The sequence below is a fragment of the Pseudomonas sp. J380 genome (assembly GCF_009827115.1).
In the GTDB taxonomy this organism is placed as follows: Bacteria; Pseudomonadota; Gammaproteobacteria; order Pseudomonadales; family Pseudomonadaceae; genus Aquipseudomonas; species Aquipseudomonas paracarnis.
Genome location: NZ_CP043060.1, coordinates 4,799,572 through 4,822,118 on the forward strand (window position 1 = coordinate 4,799,572; position 22,547 = coordinate 4,822,118).

Below are 22,547 nucleotides of genomic sequence, written 5' to 3' on the forward strand. Positions count from 1 at the left end.
GCTGCGCCGTTCGTCAGAAACGGCGCAAGCCCAAGCGTCACGCGGGGTAGCGGGGTGTGAAAAAAATTATTGCGAATCGCCTGAAGAAATTTCCGCAGGATAGGTCGTACGCCACAGCTCAAACCCGCCGTCCAGGCTATAGACGTCAGAGAAACCCTGGCTGATCAAGTACGCGGCTGCGCTCTGGCTGGAATTGCCGTGGTAGCAGGCGACGATCAACGGCGCATCGAGGTCGGCGGCGCGTATGAAGTCGGCGATGTTGACGTTGTCCAGATGCTGCGCGCCGCTGATGTGGGCGGCGGCGTAAGTAGGCTGGTCGCGGATGTCGACGACTACAGCACCTTGCTCGCGCAGGGCCTGGGCTTGTTCGGGGGGGATACGTTTGAATTCGGTCATGGCGGGCTCCTATGGCTTGGTGGCGGCCGGCTGGGTAATGGAAAGGGGGGATTCGCACTGGCAGTCGTGGCGCTCGCCCGTGTCGATGTTCATCAGGGTCATGGCGCCGCCCCACACGCAACCGGTGTCGAGGGCGAACACGCCGGGCTCATCGCACTTGCCTTCCAGCGCGGCCCAATGACCAAAGATGATCTTCGTGTCACGGGTCTTGCGTTCCTTGTAGGCGAACCAGGGCTTATAGCCGGGGAGGGCGCTGTCGGCACCTTCCTTGCTCTTGAGGTCCAGTTTGCCTTCGGCCGTGCAGAAGCGCATGCGTGTGAAATAGTTGGTGATCACTCGCAGGCGGGCGACGCCGGTGAGCTCGTTGTCCCACTTCACCGGGTCGTTGCCATACATGCCGTCGAGGTAAGCGGTGTACAGGTTGTCATCGGCCAATGCACTTTCAACTTCGGCGGCGCACTTGAGGGCTTTTTTCAGCGTCCACTGCGGCGGGATACCGGCATGCACCAAGGCCATGTTGCGGTCCTCGTCGTAGTGCATGAGTTTTTGCCGGCGCAGCCAGTCGAGCAGTTGAGCGCGGTCCGGGGCTTCGAGGATTTCCCGCAGGGTGTCACCTTTTTTGAGGCGCTCGATGTTGTTGCCGGCGGCAAGCAAGTGCAGGTCATGGTTGCCCAGCACGCATACCAAAGAATCACGCAGGCTATAGAGGTAGCGCAGGGTTTCCAGGGACTGGGGGCCGCGGTTGACCAGGTCGCCCACCAACCACAAGCGATCATTTGCGGGGTCGAAGGCTACGCGATCCAGCAGGCGCTTGAGAGGGGCCAGGCAGCCTTGCAGGTCGCCGACAGCATACGTCGCCATCAGTGCAGGGCTCCTGGCACGGCCAGGCGGAAGGGCTTGATGATTGCATCGAACAGTTGGCCGTCAGTGGCCTTCATTTGATACGAGCCTTGCATGGTGCCGACCTTGGAGGTCATCACCGTGCCGCTGCTATAAGTGTGACTGGCGCCGCTGTCGATCAACGGTTGCTGGCCGACAACACCTGCCCCGCGCACTTCCTCGACCTGGCCGTCGCCATCGGTGATGACCCAGTGGCGCGACAGCAGCTTGGCCGGCACCAGCCCGTTGTTCTTCACCGTGATGGTGTAGGCAAAGGCGAAGCGGTTATGTTCGGGTTGCGATTGGTCCGCCAGGAAGCGGGTGACGACGCTGACGTCTATCTGATAGCGAGGGTCGGACATGCAAGAGGCCTTAAAAGCGAAGGACAGCAGATGCGGGTCAGTCTAGGCCAAGAGGAGGGCGCTAGGCCAGACATGTGTCGGGCAGCCGGCAAGCGTTATCGGTATAACGCGGAGCAAATGTGGGAGCGGGCTTGCCAGCGAAGGCGGTGCATCAGTTACACATTTGGTGACTGATACTGCGCCTTCGCGAGCAAGCCCGCTCCCACATTGGATTGCATCGAGTTCTTACGGCCTATTCCACTACGGATGCAGGCTGGATGGCAAGTTGGTCGGCCAGGCGTACGAACGCGGCCAGGTCCAGTTGCTCAGGGCGCAGGCTTCCATCAACGCCGGCAGCTTCGATCTCGGCATTGCTCAGCAGGGCCTTGAGGGTGTTACGCAAGGTCTTGCGGCGCTGGTTGAACGCTTCCCGCACCACTCGTTCCAGCAGTTTGTGGTCCTTGGCCGGATGCGGCAGCACGGCATGCGGCACCAGGCGTACGATGGCCGAATCGACCTTCGGCGGCGGGTTGAACGCGCCCGGACCGACGTTGAACAGGTGCTCCACGCGGCAGTGATACTGGACCATGATCGACAAACGACCCCAATCACCACCGCCAGGGCCTGCGGCCAGGCGCTCCACCACTTCCTTTTGCAGCATGAAGTGCATGTCGCGGATGATCCCGGCGTTGTTCAGCAGGTGGAAAATCAGCGGCGTGGAAATGTTGTACGGCAGGTTACCCACCACCCGCAGGCTGTTGGGGGCAGCGCCAAGGCTGTTGAAGTCGAACTTCAGCGCGTCGCCCTGGTGCAGGTTGAAGTTGGCTTTGCCGGCGAACTGCTGGTTGAGGATCGGGATCAGGTCCTTGTCCAGCTCCACGACGTCCAGTTGCCCGCCGCTGGCCAGCAGGCCTTGGGTCAGCGCGCCCTGGCCTGGGCCGATTTCCAGCAGGCGGTCTTCTGGCTTGGCGTGGATGGAGCGCAGGATGCGATCGATTACACCTGCGTCGTGCAGGAAGTTTTGCCCGAAGCGCTTGCGCGCCCGGTGTTGGTAATGCTCAGTCATATACGGGTCTCGGCCATCTGATAGGCGGTTTCCAGGGCCACGTGCAGGCTGCCGGTATCGATCTTGCCGCTGCCTGCGAGGTCCAGGGCGGTGCCATGGTCGACGGAGGTGCGGATGATCGGCAGGCCCAGTGTCACGTTGACTGCGGCGCCGAAGCCTTTGTATTTCAGCACGGGCAGCCCCTGGTCGTGGTACATCGCCAGCACTGCATCGCAGTGCTCCAGATATTTGGGGGTGAACAGAGTGTCTGCAGGCAATGGGCCGCGTAGGTCCATGCCTTCTTGGCGCAGGCGCTCTAGTGTTGGTTCAATGATGTCGATTTCTTCATGGCCCAAGTGGCCGCCTTCACCGGCGTGGGGGTTGAGCCCGCAGACCAGGATGCGCGGTTGGGCAATGCCGAATTTGTGTTGCAGGTCGCTGTGCAGGATGCGCGTGACACGCTCCACACGCTCGGCAGTGATGGCATCGGCGATTTCACGCAGCGGCAAGTGGGTAGTCACCAGCGCCACACGCAGGCCACGGGTGGCGAGCATCATCACCACTTGAGCGGTATGGGTCAGTTCCGCGAGGAATTCGGTATGGCCGGAAAAGGCGATGCCGGATTCGTTGATCACGCCTTTGTGCACCGGTGCGGTGATCATGCCGGCGAAGTCGCCGTCGATGCAGCCTTGGCCCGCACGGGTCAACGTCTCCAGCACAAATGCCGCGTTGGCCGTATTCAACTGCCCGGCAACCACTTTGGCTTGCAGCGGGGTGTCCCACACATACAGGCTGCCGGCGGGGGCCGGCAGGTCGGGCCAGTTGCCTGGCCCCACGTCCAGCAGGTTGACGGCCACACCCAGCTGCGCGGCCCGCTCGAGGAGCAGGTCGCGGCTGGTAATGGCAATCAGGGGGTGTGGCTGGGGTTGCGAGGCGAGCAGCAGGCACAGGTCTGGACCAATGCCGGCCGGCTCGCCGGGTGTCACCGCGAAACACTGGGGTTTCACTGGGTTGCCTGGTCGGTGCCTGTTTGCTCGGCGCCTGGCAGCTTGTTCTCTACATAAGCTTCGTCACGGATCTGACGCAGCCAGGTTTGCAGCTCTTCGTCGTATTTGCGGTTACGCAACACGGTCAGGGCTTGCTGCTCGCGCGCCTGGGTGGTGTTGTCAGTGGCGCGACGGCCAAGGACTTCCAGGACATGCCAACCGTATTGGGTCTTGAACGGCTTGGACAATACACCTTGTGGCGTGTCGGCCATGACCTGCTGGAACTCGGGCACCAGTGCCCTCGGGTCGATCCAGTTCAGGTCGCCGCCGTTAAGGGCAGAGCCTGGGTCTTCCGAGAAGCTTTTAGCCAGGGTGGCGAAGTCTTCACCGCTTTCAATGCGGTCATAGATCTTCTGGGCCAGTTCCTTGGTTTGTGCTTCGGTGCGGATTTCGCTCGGTTTGACCAGGATGTGACGAACATGAACTTCGTCTTTCAACGAGGTTTCGCCGCCGCGACGTTCCAGCAGCTTGAGGATGATAAAACCACCCGGGGTGCGGGCAGGCTGGGTAATGCCGCCGACTTCCATGGCGCTCAATTCGCGATCAAACGGAGGTGGCAATTGAGCGGCTTTACGCCAGCCCATATCACCGCCTTCGAGGGCGTTATCGCTGCCGGACTGAGCAATGGCCATTTGGGCAAAATCTGCACCCGCTTTCAGGCGCTCGTAGATCGCCTGGGTTTTAGCGGCAGCGGCATTGAGCTGCTCCGAGTTGGCTCCGTCCGGGGTTGGAATCAGGATATTGGCCAAGTGCAACTCTTCGGAGAGCTGCATCTTGCCCAGGTCCGAAGCCAGGAAGTTCTTCACTTCCTGCTCGGACACCTGAACCCGTTCGGCCACACGGCGCTGGCGCACACGGCTGATGATCATTTCGCGCTTGATCTGGTCACGGGCGTCCTCATAGGACAGGCCATCGTGGGCCAGGGCGGCGCGGAACTGATCAATGCTCATGTTGTTGCGTTGAGCAATGGTGCCAACAGCCTGGTTCAGTTCTTCGTCCGAAATACGGATGCCGGAACGTTCGCCAATCTGCAGTTGCAGGTTTTCGACGATCAGGCGTTCCAGTACCTGAGATTCCAGGACGCTGGTCGGTGGCACCCCACCGCCACGTTTGGCGATGGTCTGCTGAACTTCCTTGACCCGCTGGTCCAGCTGGCTCTGCATGATCACGTCGTTGTCGACGATGGCCGCTACTTTATCCAGCTGTTGAACTGCGGCGTGTGCCGAAACAGTACCCAGGAACAGCGCGCCCAGCACTAGCGGGCGCAAACACTCAGAAAGCTTTGTCTTCACGTTCACGATAACCTTCAATGCCTTTGTCGAGGAAGCTCTCTACCTTGGCGCCGGTCAGGCCGCCGAGTCCTTTGAGGACGATCTGGAAGAAGAGCCCGTGGTCACCCTTTTCGTTGAGCGGGGCGATCTGGCTGTACTCGTCGTTGGAGACCCAGTAGCGGTTGATGACGCGCAGTTTCCAGCAGCAGTTGTCGTACTCGAAACCACCGAAGGCTTCCAGGGTGCGGTTGCGTGCATAGTCATACTGCCAGCGAGTGATCAAATTCCACTGCGGAATGATCGGCCACATCATCGAGAAGTCGTGTTGCTGGATTTTGTAGTAATCCTTCACGTAGTTCTCTTGACCTGGCGTGCCGTAGTCCCCACCGAACTGCCATTTGCCGGTCAGTTGGTTGTAGACCACTTGGTCATTGCGGTAGCGATAGCCGAGGTTGACGACCTTGTTCGGGTTGTCTTCTGGCTGATAGTGGAACATCGCACTACCGGAGCGTGGGGCATGGCTTTCGGTGTCCCAGTTGTAGTCGGCCGTGGCGCGCCAATCGCGGTTGAAGCGGAAAGCGTATTCCAAAGCGATAGGCGAAACGTCGGAGCGTGCATCGTCGCGGTCAGCAGCCAATACACCCGGCAGTTGAACTTCGCGATCCTTGAAATACAGCGCCTGACCGACGGAAACTCGCTGGCGTTCAAAGCCGTTTTCTTCGATCCAACGGCTGGTTACGCCAAGGGATAGCTTGTTCTCATCACCGATTCTATCCGAACCGCTGAAACGATTATCGCGGAACAGGGAGGAGTAGCTGAACGAGTACTCACCCGTGTCGAAGACCGGAATATCGCTTTGATCTTTATTCGGCACATAAAGATAGTAGGCGCGAGGCTCAAGCGTCTGGTTGTAATCCTTGCCGAACCAATTGGTCGTGCGGTCAAAGTAGAGGCCGCTGTCGATGCTGGCAATCGGGACTGCACGGTCTTGTGAGCTTTTGAATACGCCGCCGGCGTAAGGAGCGGCCCCAGGCTGAGCTGCGGCCAGTTGCGCGGCGATAATGTCATTCTTGCCTTTGCTATCCAGGTCAAGGTCATATTTGGTGTAGACGTATTTGAGCTTCGGCGTAATAAAGCCATAGCTCCAGTTCATTGGGTACTCTACAGCGGGTGCTACGTTTAGGCGTGTACCGTTCGCACGGGTCAGGCCGCTTACGTAGTTATCCAGGCGCCGTTCACCGATAGTGCCATCGGAGTTGAACGGCCCGCCGTCTTCATTGACCACATTTCCGTTTCTGAGGTCCCGATCGAATCTTACGGCTTCTGTCTCGTAGGAGAAGTTGAGCCCCCCCGGATGATACGGCAGCTGACCATTAAAGGTGATCTGCGGCAAGCGGTCATACGGAGTAATCTGGGAAATCGTTGCCAGTTGATAGGACTGCAGGTTCACCCGAGCTTGATAGCTATCACCGCGGTAGGTAACCGAGCCTTGCTGGTTCAGGAAGTCCTGGCTCTCTACGCCTTCCTGGTACGACTTCAAATCCTGGAAGTAGAACGGATCACTGATCTTGGTGTAATCGACCTGGGTCGTCAGACGCGAATCCAGCCCACCTTTATGCTGCCAATTGAGCATATAGCGGGTCTTTTCGTAATCAGTCTGCTTCTTCCGCTCGTCGCTATCATCATTGAGATACGCCCCACCAAACTGCCCTTCACTCGACTTGGTCAGATAGCGGAATTCGCCCTCCATCAACAAGCCGCGCTTGGTCATGTACTGCGGGTACAACGTGGCATCGTAGTTCGGTGCCAGGTTGAAGTAGTACGGCGTTACCAATGTAAAGCCAGTCTCACTGCCGGTGCTGAAGCTCGGCGGCAGGAAGCCGGATTGACGACGGTCATCGATCGGGAAGTAGATGTACGGGGTGTACAGGATCGGGATGTTCTTGACCCGCAACGTCGCGTTGGTCGCCGTACCGAAACCGGTGGCCGGGTTCAACGTAATGTTGTTGCCCTTGAGCTGCCAGGCGTTGCTGTCCGGCTCGCAGGTGGTGTACGTACCGTCCTTGAGACGGATGATCGCGTTTTCTGCACGCTTGGCGTACAGCGCGTTACCGCGGATGCGTGACTTGTGCATCACGTATTCGGCGTTGTCGATCTGGGCGGCACCGGTGTCGAGCTGGACCTGGGCATGGTCACCCACGATCAGGGCGCCGTTATCGCGCAGGCGCACCTTGCCATTCAGTTCGCCACGGTTCTCCGCCTGGTACAGGCTGGCTTCGTCCGACTCCAGCTGCATGCTGCCCTGGCGCATGACCACGTCACCGGCCAGGGTAGCGACCTGCTGCTCCTGCTCGTAACGAGAAGCCTTGGCGCCGATGAAGGTCGGCGCATCGCTCTTGTTCGTCTTGTCGTTCATGCCAGGACGAGTCGGCTCGATGTAGGCGCCGCCGCAGTAAGGGCCGGTTTCGGCCAGCTGTGCTGCGGTCAGCTTCTCGCGAGGTACCCAGTCAAGGTGGCTGTAGTCGGCACTGCGCGAACGCAGGCCACGGCCCTTGGCTTCGGTGACCAGCATGGTCTTGGGTTCGGCGTCGACGCTGCCGCCAGCTTTGCCTTGCGGCGTGCTGTTGGCCGAGCTGACGGCAGCACCGTCATGCACCGGGCGCGGTGGCAATGGGGCGGCGGCGGTCTTCGGCGCGCAATCCCAGGCACCCGAAGCAGAGACTGAGCAGTCATACTGTTCCGCGGCGACCACGAATGAGGTGGCGAAAGGTTGCAAGGCCAGCAGACTGCCGGTTACCAGCAACGGAAATTTTCTACGAAACGCGGGGGATTTCAATGCCATCTTATTAGTCCGGGCTTCCTGCGTGCCATCTGCCCGCGGTTTGGGCCGCACGCCTCTCGATGGTCTGAAAAAGATGCGTGATAATAAAGCATGCCCCGCTTGACGGCTAGCGCCGTCGGAGACCCTTGTAATGCCCGAGCAAGATCTACGTTTACAACAGCTGGAAGTCTGGCTGGATGAGCAGTTGCCGATCCTCTTCAACGCTCAGGACTGGGGCCCCGTGCCCCCGGCCACATTGACCGCGGCCAGCAGCGACGCGAGTTTCAGGCGTTATTTTCGATGGGAGGGCGGTGCCCATACGTTCGTCGTCATGGACGCGCCACCCCCCCAGGAAAACTGCAAACCTTTCGTCGATATTGCGCATTTGCTCGCGAAATCGGGAATAAATGTGCCAAAAATTTATGCAGAAGATTTGCCCCGTGGCTTTCTTTTGCTCAATGACCTGGGCAGAAAAACCTATCTGGACGTGATTGACGGTGAAAATGCCGATCAATTATTTGCTGATGCCATCGACGCGCTGCTGGCTTTCCAGCAATTGCCGATGGATGCGCCGTTGCCCAGCTATGACGTGGCCTTATTGCGTCGCGAGCTGGAACTGTTCCCGGAATGGTACGTGCGTCGTCACCTGGGCATCGACCTCGACCCTGAGCAACAAGCCCTCTGGCAACGTGCCAGCCAGCGGTTGATCGACAGCGCCCTGGCCCAGCCCAAGGTGCTGGTACACCGCGACTACATGCCGCGCAACCTGATGATCAGTGAGCCAAGCCCCGGCGTGCTGGACTTTCAGGACGCGGTCTACGGCCCGGTGACCTACGACATCACCTGCCTGTTCAAGGACGCCTTCCTCAGTTGGCCCCAGGCCCGCGTGCGTGAATGGCAGCGTGGCTATTGGCAGCGTGCCGGACAGTTGGGGATTCCAGTACAGGACGACTTTGAGGAGTTCCTGCGTGCCAGCGACCTGATGGGCGTGCAGCGTCACCTCAAGGTTATCGGCATCTTTTCGCGTATCTGCCACCGCGACGGCAAGCCACGCTACCTGGCCGACGTACCGCGTTTCTTTGCTTATATAGAAGCGGTGCTGGCCGACCGACCTGAGTTGAGTGACCTGGGCGAATTGCTCGCCAGCCTGCGCGAACCTGCTGAGGCCAGCGTATGAAGGCGATGATCCTGGCGGCGGGCAAGGGCGAGCGCATGCGCCCGCTCACCCTGCATACGCCCAAGCCGCTCGTGCAAGCCGGCGGCAAGCGGCTGATCGAGTATCACCTTGAAGCCTTGGCGAAGGCCGGTTTTACCGAGATCGTGATCAACCACGCCTGGCTCGGCGAGCAGATCGAAAGCTACTTGGGCGACGGTGCACAGTTCGGTCTGCGCATCCGCTACTCCCCGGAGGGTGAACCGCTGGAAACGGGGGGCGGCATATTCCAGGCATTGCCGCTGTTGGGCGACGAACCGTTTCTGGTGGTCAATGGCGATATCTGGACGGACTACGATTTCACTCAGGTCAAGCAGCCGATCCGGGGCCTGGCGCACTTGGTGATGGTCGACAACCCTGCGCACCACCCGTCGGGCGGGGATTTCTACCTGGATCACGGTGTGCTTCATGATGCCGCGCCCGGTGCCGATAACCTGACCTTCAGTGGCATTTCAGTGCTCGACCCCAAGTTGTTCGCGGGTTGCAGCGCCGGTGCCTTCAAGCTGGCCCCGCTGTTGCGCGAGGCGATGGCCAAAGGTCTGGTAACGGGGGAGCACATGGCGGGACGCTGGGTGGATGTGGGGACGCTGGAGCGACTGGCGCAGGTCGAAACCTTGCTGACAGCGGGGCAGTAGGATGTTGTGGCCAGGGACGCTGATCGGCGCCGGAGCTGGCTTTGCCATTGCCAGTATTCCGGGGGCATTGTTGGGGGCATTGCTGGGGCAGGCCTTGGATCGTCGCTTGCAATTGCACAGTTGGGCGCAGTTACGTGAACGCCTGGGTGGGCGTCCGGCCTTGCGCAACGACGAACTGTTGTTCGTGCTGCTGGGACGCCTGGCCAAGAGTAATGGCCGGGTTGTCGATGGGCATATCCAGCAAGCGCGCCAGGAAATGCGCGCACTGGATATGAGTGAGCCGGCCCAGCGCCGCGCGATCAGCGCCTTCAACCGTGGCAAGTCCGGCAGTGACCGTGTACGCAGTTACCTGCGGGTGCTCAAGACGCAGCCCCATGCGGCGGAAGGCGTGCTGCGCGCCTGTTGGCGCATGGCGTGGGCGGACGGTCGGGCGGATGCTGCCGAGCGCGACCTGATCGACCAGTGGGGCAAGTGGCTGGGCTGGACGCCGCAACAGCTGCAGGCATTGGCGACCGATTACGCGCCGGAGCGCAAGCCAGTGGCCAATCGTGGGGGGGCCTATCAGGAGGCGTTGCGTATCCTGGGGGTGACGGCAACCACTGAGCCTTCGGTGATCAAGCGCGCCTACCGCCGCCTGCTCAGCCGTCACCATCCGGACAAGATCGCCGGCACGGGAGCCAGCCCCGCGCAAGTGCGTGAGGCGACCGAACGAACCCGTGAGTTGCATAACGCCTATGCGCTGATTCGCGAGCGGCGCGATTTTCGTTGAGACTATCGCCACTCAACTCCATCTGGGAGGGGCAAGCCCTAATTGTAGGAGCGAGCTTGCTCGCGAAAAACTCCCAGGCGCCGCGTTTATTCAGGAAGCACGCATTATCGTTGACGTTTTCGCAAGTTCGCTCCTACAGAAAGCGATGTTGCCCCCTATAGCGGAGTGTCAGTCTGCGCCGCCCTGCGGGCTCAACCACCCGCGAACCCTGCGGTACAACTGCTCTTGCTCCGCCGCGCTATTACCGGGCAACGCCGTGAGCGACACCTGTTTATAGCTGTCATTCTTCGAGCGCTTGGCCGCCTGGCGTCGCTCCTGAGCGTTTTTGCGGTCCTGGGCGTCTTCTTGATAGAACACATCCGCCGTGGGCACCTTCAAGACCGGCGCCAGTTGTTGCAGGTCTGGTTGGCGAGCCGCAGGCGTCTTGCCGGCCACCATCACCAACCTCTGCACCTGGGAGGGTTGTTTCTCGCTGAGGTAGCGTGCCGCCCACCAGGCCCCGGTGCCATGGCCGAGCAACACCACGCTGCGGGCGCTTTGGGTCTGGGCGAAGGCGACGGCGGCGTCGATACGGTCGAAGATGCGCTTGGCGTCGGTCTTGTCCTGTTCATCCGCCCCCGGCACCACCGCCGGGTCAGTGCCTTCGGCCTCGGCACTGGCGGCCTGTTCGACCGGCTTGGCAGCGGTGCTGCCTTCCTTGCTGCTGGTATCGACCGCCGCTTTCGGCGGTTCGATGAGCCGCGGCGGCAGGGTGTCCACACTGACGTCAGGCAATGACAGGCTGAGGGTGCCCCAGGCGGCGTCCGGCAACTTACGCCGCAGAGGCGCGATTGCTTGCGGCCAGTCCGCGTTCTCCCCAGCACCTGGTATGAGGATCACCACACCCTCGGCTTCGGCGCTGTTGGCGGGTTTCCACAGCGCCAGGAACGACTCGCTACCCGCCTGCAATTGCTGTTGCTCTTGCAGCGGCACCTGCCGTTCGAGCGCACTGGCTTCTTGTTGGCTACGCTCGGACAGTGGCTGGCGTTCAGCCGGTTTTTCGACGGCAGGCGAGGGCGCATCCTCGGCCTGAACAGGCAAGACACTGGTAAACAGGAGTGACAGGCACAGTGCTGGCAGTGCCGAACGGTGAAGAAAAAGCATCGTTGATTCCCGGCCAGAAGTGATTCCAGCAGCCTAATGGGTTGGTCGGTATTTGTCAGGGGTATGAGGCGCTGTTCTCATTACCAACAGGTTATCGGCGGTTTGTTGGCTGCCTTGATGAGCGCGGTGCGACCATTCAACCAGTGAATGGCAGACAACACGCCAGGTGCGGCTATTCTTGTGCCAGCCCATCATTCATAAGAGGCCGCGCACATGAGTACTTCCTCATTCAAGATCGCCCACAAACTGCTGACCGGCGCAGGTGCCATCGAACAACTGGCTGCCGAACTCACGCGCCTGGATGTGGATAATCCGTTGATCGTCACCGACGCCGCGCTGGTCCAGACCGGTACCGTAGCGCTGGCCCTGGAGCATCTGGGTGATCGAGCCTACGAAATCTTCGACCGTGTGCTGCCCGATCCGGAAATTGCCATCGTCGAAGACTGCATGCGTGCGTACCGCGAAGGCGGGCATGACGGCCTGATCGGTGTGGGCGGCGGCAGTGCCATTGACATCGCCAAGAGCGTGGCGGCCTATGCCGGTTATCACGGCGCACTGGCGGACTTGTTTGGCGTCGATCAGGTGCCGCGCAAAGGCCCGCCGTTGATCGCCATCCCCACCACGGCCGGCACCGGCTCGGAGGTGACCAATGTAGCGATACTGTCCGACAAGGCGGCGCAGCTGAAAAAAGGCATCGTCAGCGATTACTTGCTGCCGGACGTTGCGCTGATCAGCCCGCAAATGACCTTGACCTGCCCACGCGGTGTCACGGCCGCCAGTGGCGTGGACGCCTTGGTGCACGCCATCGAGTCCTACCTGTCGCTGAATGCCTCGCCGATTACCGACGCCCTGGCCATCGGTGCGATCAAGCTGATTGCCAGCGCGTTGCCCAAGGCTTACGCCAACCCGGCCAACCTGCAGGCCCGTGACGACATGGCCACCGCCAGCCTGATGGCCGGCATGGCCTTTGGCAACGCTGGCGTCGGTGCCGTGCATGCGCTGGCGTACCCGTTGGGTGGGCGCTTCAACATTGCCCATGGCGTAAGCAATGCGCTGTTGTTGCCGTATGTGATGCACTGGAACAAATTGGCCTGCGTCGAGCGCATGCAGGACATCGCCCAGGCCATGGGCGTCAATATCGCCGGGCTGAGTGTGAATGACGCTGCTGACCAGGCTGTAGCGGCGATGACGCGGCTGTGTGCGGCGGTGGAGATCCCGTCCGGCCTGCGCAGTTTCGGCGTGCCCGAGGACGCCATCCCGGCCATGGCCAGTGAAGCCGCAGGCATTGAGCGCTTGATGCGCAACAACCCGCGCAAGCTCAGCGCCGCCGATATCGAAAAAATCTACCGCGCAGCTTACTAACCGTTGAGATAGGTCACGGTGCGCGCAGCAAAGCATGAGGTATACAATGCGCGCCATCGTGATTTAGCTCAAAAAAGGTGCGTCATGCAGCCCTTCGTCATTGCTCCATCGATTCTCTCTGCCGACTTCGCCCGCCTGGGTGAGGAAGTGGACAAGGTGTTGGCCGCCGGTGCCGACTTCGTGCACTTCGATGTCATGGACAACCACTACGTACCCAACCTGACCATCGGCCCGATGGTGTGCGCCGCGTTGCGCAAGTACGGCATCACTGCGCCGATTGATGCGCACTTGATGGTCAGCCCGGTGGACCGTATCGTCGGTGACTTCATCGAGGCGGGTGCGACTTACATCACCTTCCACCCTGAAGCCACGCTGCACGTTGACCGCACACTGCAACTGATCCGCGAAGGCGGCTGCAAGGCGGGCCTGGTATTCAACCCGGCTACTCCGCTGAGCGTGCTTGAGTACGTGATGGACAAGGTCGACATGGTCTTGCTGATGAGCGTCAACCCAGGCTTCGGCGGGCAGAAGTTCATCCCTGGCACCTTGAACAAGCTGCGTGAGGCCCGTGCGCTGATTGATGCGTCGGGGCGTGACATTCGCCTGGAAATCGACGGCGGGGTCAACGTCAACAATATCCGTGAGATCGCCGCAGCGGGCGCCGATACCTTCGTGGCCGGCTCTGCTATCTTCAACGCCCCGGACTACCAGGCCGTCATCGACAAGATGCGTGCCGAACTGGCGCTGGCGCGTCCATGAGCGGTTTTGAGCAGTTGTTCCCCGGCAAATTGCCACGGCTGGTGATGTTCGATCTGGACGGTACCTTGATCGACTCGGTGCCTGACCTGGCGGCCGCGGTGGACCAGATGCTGCTCAAGCTAGGGCGCAAGCCGGCAGGGATCGAGTCGGTGCGCGAATGGGTTGGCAATGGCGCACCGATGTTGGTGCGCCGGGCCCTGGCCAACGACATCGATGCCACGGGTGTGGATGAGGTCGAGGCAGAACATGCCTTGGAACTGTTCAATGCCGCTTATGAAAGCAGCCACGAACTGACCGTGGTTTACCCCGGTGTGCGCGACACCCTCAAGTGGTTGAGCAAGCAGGGCGTGGAAATGGCCCTGATCACCAACAAGCCGGAGCGCTTCGTTGCGCCGTTGTTGGATCAGATGAAAATCGGTCGCTACTTCCGCTGGATCATTGGCGGCGATACCTTGCCGCAGAAAAAACCCGACCCTGCGGCGCTGTTTTTCGTAATGAAAATGGCCAATATTCCGGCATCTCAGTCGCTGTTTGTCGGCGATTCACGCAGTGATGTGCTGGCGGCCAAAGCGGCGGGCGTGCAGTGTGTGGCCTTGAGTTATGGTTACAACCATGGCCGGCCGATTGCGGAGGAGTCCCCAGCGCTGGTCATTGATGACCTGCGACTGCTAATCCCCGGTTGCCTGGGCGCTGGCGCTGAGATAACGTTGCCCGACATTGATTCGTCCCCTTCTGGAAATTCCATCGTGGTGGTCACTCGCAAACTCTGGATGAAAGTCATCAAGGCCCTGGCCCGCTGGCGTTGGCGCGCCTGACTGATCCTGGCCGCGTTTGCGGCACGTTTGCCTACCTGACTGTTTGACCCTCACACCACGAGGCACCTCATGACCCGCGAAGAATTCCTGCGTTTGGCCGCTGCCGGCTATAACCGTATCCCCATGGCTTGCGAAACCCTGGCCGACTTCGATACGCCGCTGTCGATCTACTTGAAGCTGGCCGACGAGCCCAACTCCTACCTGCTCGAGTCGGTACAGGGCGGTGAGAAGTGGGGTCGTTACTCGATCATTGGCCTGCCATGCCGCACGGTGCTGCGGGTACACGACCATCATGTGAGCATCACCCATGATGGCGTGGAGATCGAAAGCCATGACGTAGAAGATCCGCTGGCTTTTGTCGAAACCTTCAAGGCGCGCTACAACGTGCCGACCATCGCTGGCCTGCCGCGCTTCAATGGCGGCCTGGTGGGGTACTTCGGCTATGACTGCGTGCGCTATGTGGAGAAGCGCTTGGGCAAATGCCCGAACCCGGACCCGCTGGGCGTGCCGGACATTTTGCTGATGGTGTCCGACGCGGTGGTGGTGTTCGACAACCTCGCCGGCAAGATGCATGCGATTGTTCTTGCCGACCCTGCCCAGGCTGATGCCTTCGAGCAAGGCCAGGCCAACCTGGAAGCGCTGCTTGAGAAACTCCGCCAGCCGATCACCCCGCGTCGCGGCCTGGACCTCAGCCGCCCACCCGCGGCCGACCCGGTGTTCCGCTCAAGCTTTACCCAGGATGACTACGAGCGTGCCGTCGATACCATCAAGGAATACATCCTTGCCGGTGACTGCATGCAAGTGGTGCCGTCGCAACGCATGTCCATCGACTTCAAGGCGGCGCCGATTGATCTGTACCGCGCACTGCGTTGCTTCAACCCGACGCCATATATGTACTTCTTCAATTTTGGCGACTTCCACGTCGTCGGCAGTTCGCCGGAAGTGCTGGTGCGGGTTGAAGACAACCTGATCACCGTGCGCCCGATTGCCGGCACGCGCCCCCGTGGCGCGACCGAAGAAGCCGACGTGGCGCTGGAAGAAGACCTGCTCAGCGACGACAAGGAAATCGCCGAACACCTGATGCTGATCGACCTGGGGCGCAACGACACCGGGCGTGTCTCGGAAATCGGCTCGGTGAAACTGACCGAGAAGATGGTCATTGAGCGGTATTCCAATGTGATGCATATCGTGTCCAACGTCACCGGCGAGCTGAAGGCCGGGCTGACGGCGATGGACGCACTGCGGGCGATTTTGCCGGCGGGCACATTGTCGGGGGCGCCGAAGATCCGTGCGATGGAAATCATCGACGAACTGGAGCCGGTCAAGCGTGGTGTCTACGGCGGCGCCGTCGGGTATTTTGCCTGGAACGGCAATATGGACACCGCCATTGCGATCCGCACGGCCGTGATCAAGGATGGCGAACTGCATGTGCAGGCTGGTGGTGGGATTGTGGCGGACTCGGTGCCGGCCCTTGAGTGGGAAGAAACCCTGAACAAGCGCCGAGCGATGTTCCGTGCCGTGGCATTGGCAGAGCAAACGCCACAAGACTGAAGCTGGAATAAAAAATGTGGGAGCGGGCTTGCCCGCGATGGCGGTGTGTCACTTGAGATATTCAGTGACTGATCCACCGCCATCGCAGGCAAGCCCGCTCCCACATTTGTTTTGCGCAGTATTTAGAAATCCAGACTGACCCCGACATTGATGCTTTGCTGGGTCAAATTGTCATCCTTCCTCAGGTTATACGCCGCGCGCAGTGCCAGGTCCTGAGTCAGCTTGTGGCTGACACCCAGGCTCAAGCGGTCAGAGTTACTGCGAGGCGTATAGCCGTCCAGCTTGAAGTCGATTCCCTGGACGCTGTTGAGCGAAATGTTCACCTTCTGGGTGTCATTTTCAAACTCATGCTCGTGTGCAACTTCGCCAAAAACCTGGGTTTGCGGCGCGATGCGGTAGCTGCCTTGCAGGCCGACGCCCAGGCGCTTGGAGTCGCGTTGTTGATCATCAAAGGTCAGGGCGGTGGAGCGGCTGTTTTTCTCCGAGTAACCATTGACTTCAACCCGCGCGTAATCGGCGCTGATGAACGGCGACAGGTGCCAGTCGCCGCCCGGTGTGGCGATGTCATACCCCACGCGGCCGCTCAGTGCCCAGAGCCAGCCATCGGTATCACCTTTCTCCGAGCCTTCACTGACACCCAGGGCGAACTTGCGCTTGAGGCTGTCGAAGTCCAGCTTGCCGCCGGTCAATGCGGCATCGGCCCACCAGTGATTTTGCTGATACTGAGCGAAAGCCGTGCCCATATAGCTGTTGAGCTTGTAGTCCGAATCATTGGCACCGGCTTCGAGGGTCTGCCGATACAGGCCAGCGGCAACGCCCACGCGCCAGTTTTCATCGAGCCGGTAGCTGCCACCGATATTCAGGTTGTAGCCGCTGCCGTCGCCACTGGCCGAGCTGCTCTGATCATCGAAATCCAGGCGTTGGCCGCCGCCGGCCACTATGGCGCGCCATTGGCCGACGGCTTGCCAACTGCCGTTGTCTGCTTGCCATTGGTTACGCAGCTCGTCCTGGTGGGCGCGCAATGTGCCTTGGGCCATTTCCGGCAGCAAGGTCAGTTCCCACGGCGCGGCGAGTAGCGAATAGGCGTAGTCGGCAATCAAGCGTTGCCCGGCCACAGTAGGGTGGACCGAGTCGTTGTAGATCAGCTTGGTCGGGTCCGGATTGGTACCGCCGATGCCGTAGGTTGGGTTGGCGGTGCAACTGTTGCCGCTGAAGCAGGTGCCGGTCAGGTTCTGGCCGGTGGCGAGGCCGAAGCGGGCCGGATCGGCGAAAGCCTCGTTCAATAACAGCGGGATGTTCAGCGGAATAACCTGCGCATCCACTTGTGACAGGCGCTGTACCAGGGACTGGTTGAAAATATTGCTCAGGGCCGAGGTCGCTGCTTGCTGTGGGGTGCCGTTGATGGCCGGCGTCAGCCCCAGGTCGGGTAGCATCCAGACCATGATGTAGCGTGCGCCGGCCTGTTGCAGGGCCTGGGCGCTGTCCGCCAGTCGCCCACCTGCGGCGACCGCTTGAGCGGGGCTGAGTACCCGGCCTTGGAGGAAGTCGTTGCCGCCACCGGAAAGGAAGTAGAGCGCGTTCGGGTCAGCTCTCCCACCATTGGCCGGCAAATAGCCCTGCCGGCTGCGCAACACGGTGCCACCGCCGGCATTGCCGGGGGGAATCGCAGCATCGGAGACTGAGGTAATAGAGTCGAGGATATTGTCGGTACGGTAACCACCCACTGCCCAGTTGTTCCCGTCTGGCAAACCTTGGGCTGCGCGAACGGGTGAGGTGGAGGCATTCAGGTCGTTGGGGGCTACCCCCAATTTGGCACCCAATAGGGTTGAAGAGACCAGGCCGTATTCACCCTGAAAGTTCGCCCCGGTTCGGTTGGTAAAGCGCAACGTGGCACCGGCCGAACCGTCGGGAAACTGGCCTGCATCAGCCAGGCTATCGCCGAAAACCACCATGGTTGAATAAGGTGACGGGGCTGCGAACGCCTGGGCGCAGGCCAATGACAGGAGGCAGCCGGCAAGGGGAGCGAAAAACGTTGGTCTGAGCATGCAAGATTCCATTCGGTTGTTTTTATGTAGGAAGTGAAACACTAGCAAAATTTCTAGCATTTTCTGTAGGGATATGTGGAATCTGCCTACGTTGGCCCCCGTATTTGCGGCTCCATATTGCACCGCTGGCGAGCCTACGTTACTGTGCCTGAACGTATGAATGAGACCCTCCCCGTGTTGATCATCAGCAAACTCTTGATGCGAGTAGTCAAGGCACACGCCCGTTGGCGTTGGCGCGCCTGACATTTTTCTCTGCCGGCCTGGCCGGACCTGTACCGATTTGCCTTCTTCACCCGTTGCCTGACGCCCCTTGCCAACTCACCCTGGCAACCGGAACGTGCGTCTGGCAGCGGGTCACACGCTTGGAAGGCGGTCATTTGAAATCAGTGAATTCAAGAGGTTTGAACCCACATGTTGCTGATGATTGATAACTACGACTCCTTTACCTACAACGTTGTGCAGTACCTGGGCGAGCTGGGTGCCGAGGTCAAGGTGGTGCGCAACGATGAACTCACTGTTGCCGAAATCGCCGCGTTGAACCCCGAGCGCATCGTCGTCTCACCTGGCCCGTGCACGCCGACCGAAGCGGGCATCTCTCTGGAAGCTATCCAGTATTTCGCCGGCAAGCTGCCGATCCTGGGCGTCTGCCTGGGCCACCAGTCCATCGGCCAGGCGTTTGGCGGTGATGTGGTGCGCGCGCGGGAGGTCATGCACGGCAAGACCAGCCCGGTGTTCCATCGTGACCTGGGTGTGTTCCAGGGCCTGAACCTGCCGGTGACCGTGACCCGTTACCACTCACTGGTGGTCAAGCGTGAAACCTTGCCCGAATGCCTGGAACTGACCGCCTGGACCCAATTGGAAGACGGCTCGGTCGACGAGATCATGGGCTTGCGTCACAAGACGCTGAACATCGAAGGGGTGCAATTTCACCCTGAATCAATCCTGACCGAGCAGGGCTACGAGCTGTTCGCCAACTTTCTCAAGCAGAGCGGCGGCACGCGCTAAGGACTTTTCATGGATATCAAGACTGCCCTGAGCCGTATCGTCGGCCATCTGGACCTTAGCACCGCGGAAATGAGCGATGTGATGCGCGAGATCATGACCGGCCAATGCACCGATGCCCAGATCGGCGCCTTTATGATGGCGATGCGCATGAAGAGTGAAAGCATCGACGAAATAGTCGGTGCGGTGTCGGTGATGCGTGAGCTGGCGGACAAGGTCGAGCTCAAGACTCTCGACGGCGTCGTCGATGTGGTGGGCACCGGCGGTGACGGTGCGAATATTTTCAACGTGTCGACCGCCTCATCTTTTGTGGTGGCCGCCGCTGGTTGCACCGTCGCCAAGCACGGTAACCGTGCAGTGTCTGGCAAGAGCGGCAGTGCCGACTTGCTGGAAGCGGCCGGTATTTACCTGAACCTCACGCCGGTGCAAGTAGCGCGCTGCATTGACAGCGTTGGTATCGGCTTCATGTTTGCCCAGTCCCATCATGGCGCAATGAAACACGCTGCCGGCCCGCGTAAGGACCTTGGCTTGCGTACCCTGTTCAACATGCTCGGCCCGCTTACGAATCCGGCCGGTGTGAAGCACCAGGTGGTAGGCGTGTTCAGCCAGGCGCTGTGCCGGCCGCTGGCCGAAGTCTTGCAACGCCTGGGCAGCAAGCACGTGCTGGTGGTGCATTCCAAGGATGGCCTCGACGAATTCAGCCTGGCGGCGCCGACCTTCGTGGCGGAGCTGAAGAACGACGAGGTCACCGAATATTGGGTCGAGCCCGAAGACCTTGGTATGAAAAGCCAGAGCTTGCACGGCCTGGCGGTGGAAAGCCCGGCAGCTTCGTTGGAATTGATTCGTGATGCCCTGGGGCGTCGCAAGACCGAAAACGGTCAGAAAGCTGCGGAAATGATTGTGCTCAACGCTGGCGCAGCCCTTTACGCCGCCGACCATGCCTATAGTCTCAAGGAAGGTGTCGCCTTGGCCCACGATGCGCTGCACACCGGCCTGGCTCGTGAGAAGCTCGAAGAGCTGGGAGCATTCACCGCCGTATTCAAGATGGAGAATGAAGGATGAGTGTGCCAACCGTTCTGGAAAAGATCCTGGCCCGCAAGGCTGAAGAAGTGGCTGAGCGCCGCGCCCGTGTGAGCCTGGCCGAGTTGGAAGCGCGGGCGAAAACCGCCGATGCGCCACGCGGCTTTGCCAATGCCTTGATCGCCCAGGCCAAGCTCAAGCAGCCGGCCGTGATCGCCGAGGTCAAGAAAGCCTCGCCGAGCAAAGGCGTGATTCGCGAACACTTCGTACCCGCTGAGATCGCCGTCAGTTACGAGAAGGGTGGGGCAACCTGCTTGTCTGTGCTGACGGATATTGACTACTTCCAGGGTTCCGACCCGTTCCTGCAACAGGCGCGCGCTGCGTGCAAGCTGCCGGTGATCCGCAAGGACTTCATGGTCGACCCGTACCAAATCGTCGAAGCTCGTGCCTTGGGTGCCGACTGCGTTTTGCTGATTGTCTCGGCATTGGATGACGTGAAGATGGCGGAGCTGGCGGCCGTGGCCAAAAGCGTCGGCCTGGACGTGCTGGTCGAAGTGCATGACGGTGACGAGCTGGAGCGCGCATTGAAGACCCTCGATACTCCGCTGGTGGGCGTCAACAACCGTAACCTGCATACCTTCGACGTCAGCCTGGAAACTACCCTCGACCTGCTGCCGCGTATTCCGCGCGATCGCTTGGTGATTACCGAGAGTGGCATCGTCAATCGCGCCGATGTGGAATTGATGGAAATCAGTGGTGTGTACTCGTTCCTGGTGGGCGAGACCTTTATGCGCGCCGAGAACCCGGGGGCGGAATTGCAGCGTTTGTTCTTCCCGGAGCGCGGTACGACGATCAGCGGTTCGACACTAGACTGATTTGAAATACGTTCGGAACTGTAGGCGCTGGCTTGCCTGCGATAGCAGCGAGTCAGCCAACCTCTGTGTAGCTGACACACCGCTATCGCAGGCAAGCCAGCGCCCACATTGGTTTTGTGTTTATTCAGGTAGGTAGGTGTTCGATGCTCCAGCCCGTGATCATGACTGTCGAAGCTGGCCTTGCCGCCGAGCAAGACCTATTGGCAGCCGTATGCGCGGGTGAGCAGGCATTCGGATTGCTGTTCTGGCAGCCCAGTGACCAAGCGCTGGTCATGCCGCGCCGTTTGAGCCGGCTGCCGGCATTCGCGGTGGCGAGCCAGGTCTCGGCCGATGCGGGTTGGCCGGTATTGCTGCGTGAAACCGGCGGTGAGCCGGTGCCGCAGTCCGGCGCCACGGTCAACATCGCCCTGGTCTATGCCCCACCGCGTAGCGAAGGCGACCAGGGGCGCATCGAAACCGGCTATCAGCGCTTGTGCCAACCGATCTGTGATCTGTTGATCGAGTTGGGTGGCGATGCGTCCGTCGGCGAAATTGACGGTGCGTTTTGCGACGGTCGTTACAACGTCAACCTCAATGGCCGCAAAATGGTGGGCACTGCCCAGCGTTGGCGACAAAGCGGTGGCCGCCCGGTCGGGTTGGTGCATGGTGCGATGTTGCTGGAGAATGATCGTGAGGAATTGATTGCGGCGGTCAACCGTTTCAATCAAGCCTGCGGCTTGGAGCAGCGGGTTCGCGCCGATAGCCATATCGCACTGCACGAAGCGTTTCCCGCGCCGGACGCGATCAGTCGGCTCGACACGTTGTACCGGCAGATGCTGGCTGGCTTCCTGCCGCTCTAGCGAGTACCGAACACCACCATCGTCTTGCCTTTGACGTGCACCAGGTTGCGTTCTTCCAAATCCTTGAGCACGCGGCCGACCATTTCCCGCGAACACCCGACAATACGTCCGATCTCCTGGCGCGTGACTTTGATCTGCATGCCGTCGGGATGGGTCATGGCGTCGGGTTGTTTGCATAATTCCAGCAGGCAGCGAGCGACGCGGCCGGTGACATCAAAGAACGCCAGGTCGCCGACCTTACGCGTGGTGTCGCGCAGGCGCTGGGCGATCTGACCGCTCAGGGCGTACAAGATGTCCGGATCATGCTGGGCCAATTCGCGAAATTTCGCATAGCTGATTTCGGCCACTTCGCACTCAACTTTGGCCCGTACCCAAGCACTACGTTCCTGCTCTTTGCCTGCTTGTTCAAACAAACCCAGCTCCCCGAAGAAGTCTCCGGCGTTGAGATAGGCAATGATCATCTCACGGCCATCCTCATCCTCGATCAGGATGGTGACCGAGCCTTTGATGATGAAGAACAGGGTTTCTGAACGCTCGCCGGCGCAGATGATGTTGTGTTTGGCCGGATGACGTCGGCGCTGGCAGTGAAGCAGCAGCTTGTCGAGGTTCTTGATCTTGGATGTGGGAGTAAGAGCAACCATGGTTGTATCCCGAAAAAGACTGCGCGGTGTCGTTGGCGTTGTTTTTATCCAGCGGCATCTCATTGATACACGCCGTACA

Annotated in this window: 21 protein-coding genes; 11 read left to right on the plus strand and 10 right to left on the minus strand. The window is 60.3% G+C overall.

Annotated elements, in window-relative coordinates:
- Positions 1-66: 66 nt before the first annotated feature.
- The 7 genes from glpE to FXO12_RS21835 all read right to left on the minus strand — a co-directional run bounded on the left by glpE (position 67) and on the right by FXO12_RS21835 (position 7,820).
- Positions 67-396, minus strand: coding sequence for a thiosulfate sulfurtransferase GlpE (gene glpE, locus FXO12_RS21805; protein WP_034128825.1), 330 nt, complete (start codon positions 394-396; stop codon positions 67-69).
- Between the two features lie 9 nt (positions 397-405).
- Positions 406-1,257, minus strand: a complete 852-nt coding sequence (locus FXO12_RS21810) for a symmetrical bis(5'-nucleosyl)-tetraphosphatase (RefSeq protein ID WP_054896796.1) — start codon at positions 1,255-1,257, stop codon at positions 406-408.
- Positions 1,257-1,637, minus strand: coding sequence for a Co2+/Mg2+ efflux protein ApaG (apaG, locus tag FXO12_RS21815; protein WP_003194726.1), 381 nt, complete (start codon positions 1,635-1,637; stop codon positions 1,257-1,259). The genes FXO12_RS21810 and apaG overlap by 1 nt, the downstream gene beginning before the upstream one ends.
- A 232-nt stretch (positions 1,638-1,869) precedes the next feature.
- On the minus strand, positions 1,870-2,682 hold the full coding sequence (gene rsmA / locus FXO12_RS21820; RefSeq protein ID WP_034128823.1) for a 16S rRNA (adenine(1518)-N(6)/adenine(1519)-N(6))-dimethyltransferase RsmA: 813 nt from the start codon (positions 2,680-2,682) through the stop codon (positions 1,870-1,872).
- Positions 2,679-3,668 (minus strand): 4-hydroxythreonine-4-phosphate dehydrogenase PdxA, encoded by a 990-nt coding sequence (gene pdxA / locus FXO12_RS21825; protein WP_054920698.1) that lies wholly within the window; start codon positions 3,666-3,668, stop codon positions 2,679-2,681. Before pdxA ends, rsmA begins: the two co-directional genes overlap by 4 nt.
- On the minus strand, positions 3,665-4,999 hold the full coding sequence (locus FXO12_RS21830; protein ID WP_136624693.1) for a peptidylprolyl isomerase: 1,335 nt from the start codon (positions 4,997-4,999) through the stop codon (positions 3,665-3,667). The genes pdxA and FXO12_RS21830 overlap by 4 nt, the downstream gene beginning before the upstream one ends.
- Positions 4,980-7,820: an LPS-assembly protein LptD gene (locus tag FXO12_RS21835; RefSeq protein WP_060772767.1), complete on the minus strand. Its 2,841-nt coding sequence runs from the start codon at positions 7,818-7,820 to the stop codon at positions 4,980-4,982. Before FXO12_RS21835 ends, FXO12_RS21830 begins: the two co-directional genes overlap by 20 nt.
- Positions 7,821-7,950: 130 nt before the next feature.
- Here FXO12_RS21835 and FXO12_RS21840 point away from each other — a divergent pair, with 130 nt between their 5' ends.
- The 3 genes from FXO12_RS21840 to FXO12_RS21850 are packed head-to-tail and all read left to right on the plus strand — an operon-like array spanning position 7,951 to position 10,416.
- Positions 7,951-8,976: an aminoglycoside phosphotransferase family protein gene (locus FXO12_RS21840; RefSeq protein WP_057978467.1), complete on the plus strand. Its 1,026-nt coding sequence runs from the start codon at positions 7,951-7,953 to the stop codon at positions 8,974-8,976.
- A complete protein-coding gene (murU, locus tag FXO12_RS21845; protein WP_057978469.1) occupies positions 8,973-9,647 on the plus strand; it encodes an N-acetylmuramate alpha-1-phosphate uridylyltransferase MurU in 675 nt (224 codons plus the stop codon). The genes FXO12_RS21840 and murU overlap by 4 nt, the downstream gene beginning before the upstream one ends.
- A 1-nt stretch (position 9,648) precedes the next feature.
- Complete coding sequence (locus tag FXO12_RS21850) at positions 9,649-10,416, plus strand: TerB family tellurite resistance protein (protein ID WP_054920689.1); 768 nt, start codon at positions 9,649-9,651, stop codon at positions 10,414-10,416.
- Between the two features lie 168 nt (positions 10,417-10,584).
- Here FXO12_RS21850 and FXO12_RS21855 read toward each other — a convergent pair whose 3' ends face one another.
- Entirely contained in the window at positions 10,585-11,559 is a 975-nt protein-coding gene (locus FXO12_RS21855) for an alpha/beta hydrolase family protein (RefSeq protein ID WP_054920687.1), read from the minus strand.
- Positions 11,560-11,772: 213 nt separating this feature from the next.
- Between FXO12_RS21855 and FXO12_RS21860 the strand changes: the two genes are divergently transcribed.
- From FXO12_RS21860 to trpE, 4 genes are all read left to right on the plus strand, one after another.
- Positions 11,773-12,921 (plus strand): iron-containing alcohol dehydrogenase, encoded by a 1,149-nt coding sequence (locus FXO12_RS21860; RefSeq protein WP_057978471.1) that lies wholly within the window; start codon positions 11,773-11,775, stop codon positions 12,919-12,921.
- Between the two features lie 84 nt (positions 12,922-13,005).
- The gene (rpe, locus tag FXO12_RS21865) at positions 13,006-13,680 is read left to right on the plus strand and encodes a ribulose-phosphate 3-epimerase (RefSeq protein ID WP_003194703.1); all 675 of its coding nucleotides are present in this window, start codon (positions 13,006-13,008) and stop codon (positions 13,678-13,680) included.
- A complete protein-coding gene (locus FXO12_RS21870; protein WP_044269436.1) occupies positions 13,677-14,495 on the plus strand; it encodes a phosphoglycolate phosphatase in 819 nt (272 codons plus the stop codon). Before rpe ends, FXO12_RS21870 begins: the two co-directional genes overlap by 4 nt.
- A 69-nt stretch (positions 14,496-14,564) precedes the next feature.
- On the plus strand, positions 14,565-16,046 hold the full coding sequence (gene trpE, locus FXO12_RS21875) for an anthranilate synthase component I (protein ID WP_034128814.1): 1,482 nt from the start codon (positions 14,565-14,567) through the stop codon (positions 16,044-16,046).
- Between the two features lie 122 nt (positions 16,047-16,168).
- On the opposite strand, the gene estP is transcribed toward trpE, so the two are convergent.
- Positions 16,169-18,091 carry an esterase EstP gene (gene estP / locus FXO12_RS21880; RefSeq protein ID WP_057978473.1) on the minus strand — a complete coding sequence of 641 codons (1,923 nt, stop codon included), beginning with the start codon at positions 18,089-18,091 and terminating at the stop codon, positions 16,169-16,171.
- A gap of 411 nt (positions 18,092-18,502) precedes the next feature.
- Between estP and FXO12_RS21885 the strand changes: the two genes are divergently transcribed.
- The 4 genes from FXO12_RS21885 (at position 18,503) to FXO12_RS21900 (ending at position 21,827) form a co-directional block, all read left to right on the plus strand.
- Positions 18,503-19,096, plus strand: a complete 594-nt coding sequence (locus tag FXO12_RS21885) for an aminodeoxychorismate/anthranilate synthase component II (protein ID WP_044269431.1) — start codon at positions 18,503-18,505, stop codon at positions 19,094-19,096.
- 9 nt (positions 19,097-19,105) lie between these two features.
- On the plus strand, positions 19,106-20,155 hold the full coding sequence (gene trpD, locus FXO12_RS21890) for an anthranilate phosphoribosyltransferase (protein WP_003194694.1): 1,050 nt from the start codon (positions 19,106-19,108) through the stop codon (positions 20,153-20,155).
- Positions 20,152-20,988, plus strand: coding sequence for an indole-3-glycerol phosphate synthase TrpC (gene trpC, locus FXO12_RS21895; RefSeq protein ID WP_057978475.1), 837 nt, complete (start codon positions 20,152-20,154; stop codon positions 20,986-20,988). Before trpD ends, trpC begins: the two co-directional genes overlap by 4 nt.
- A gap of 143 nt (positions 20,989-21,131) precedes the next feature.
- Entirely contained in the window at positions 21,132-21,827 is a 696-nt protein-coding gene (locus FXO12_RS21900) for a lipoate--protein ligase family protein (protein ID WP_057978477.1), read from the plus strand.
- On the opposite strand, the gene crp is transcribed toward FXO12_RS21900, so the two are convergent.
- Positions 21,824-22,468, minus strand: coding sequence for a cAMP-activated global transcriptional regulator CRP (crp, locus tag FXO12_RS21905; protein WP_054920677.1), 645 nt, complete (start codon positions 22,466-22,468; stop codon positions 21,824-21,826). The two genes, FXO12_RS21900 and crp, sit on opposite strands and share 4 nt — an antisense overlap.
- Between the last annotated feature and the right edge of the window lie 79 nt (positions 22,469-22,547).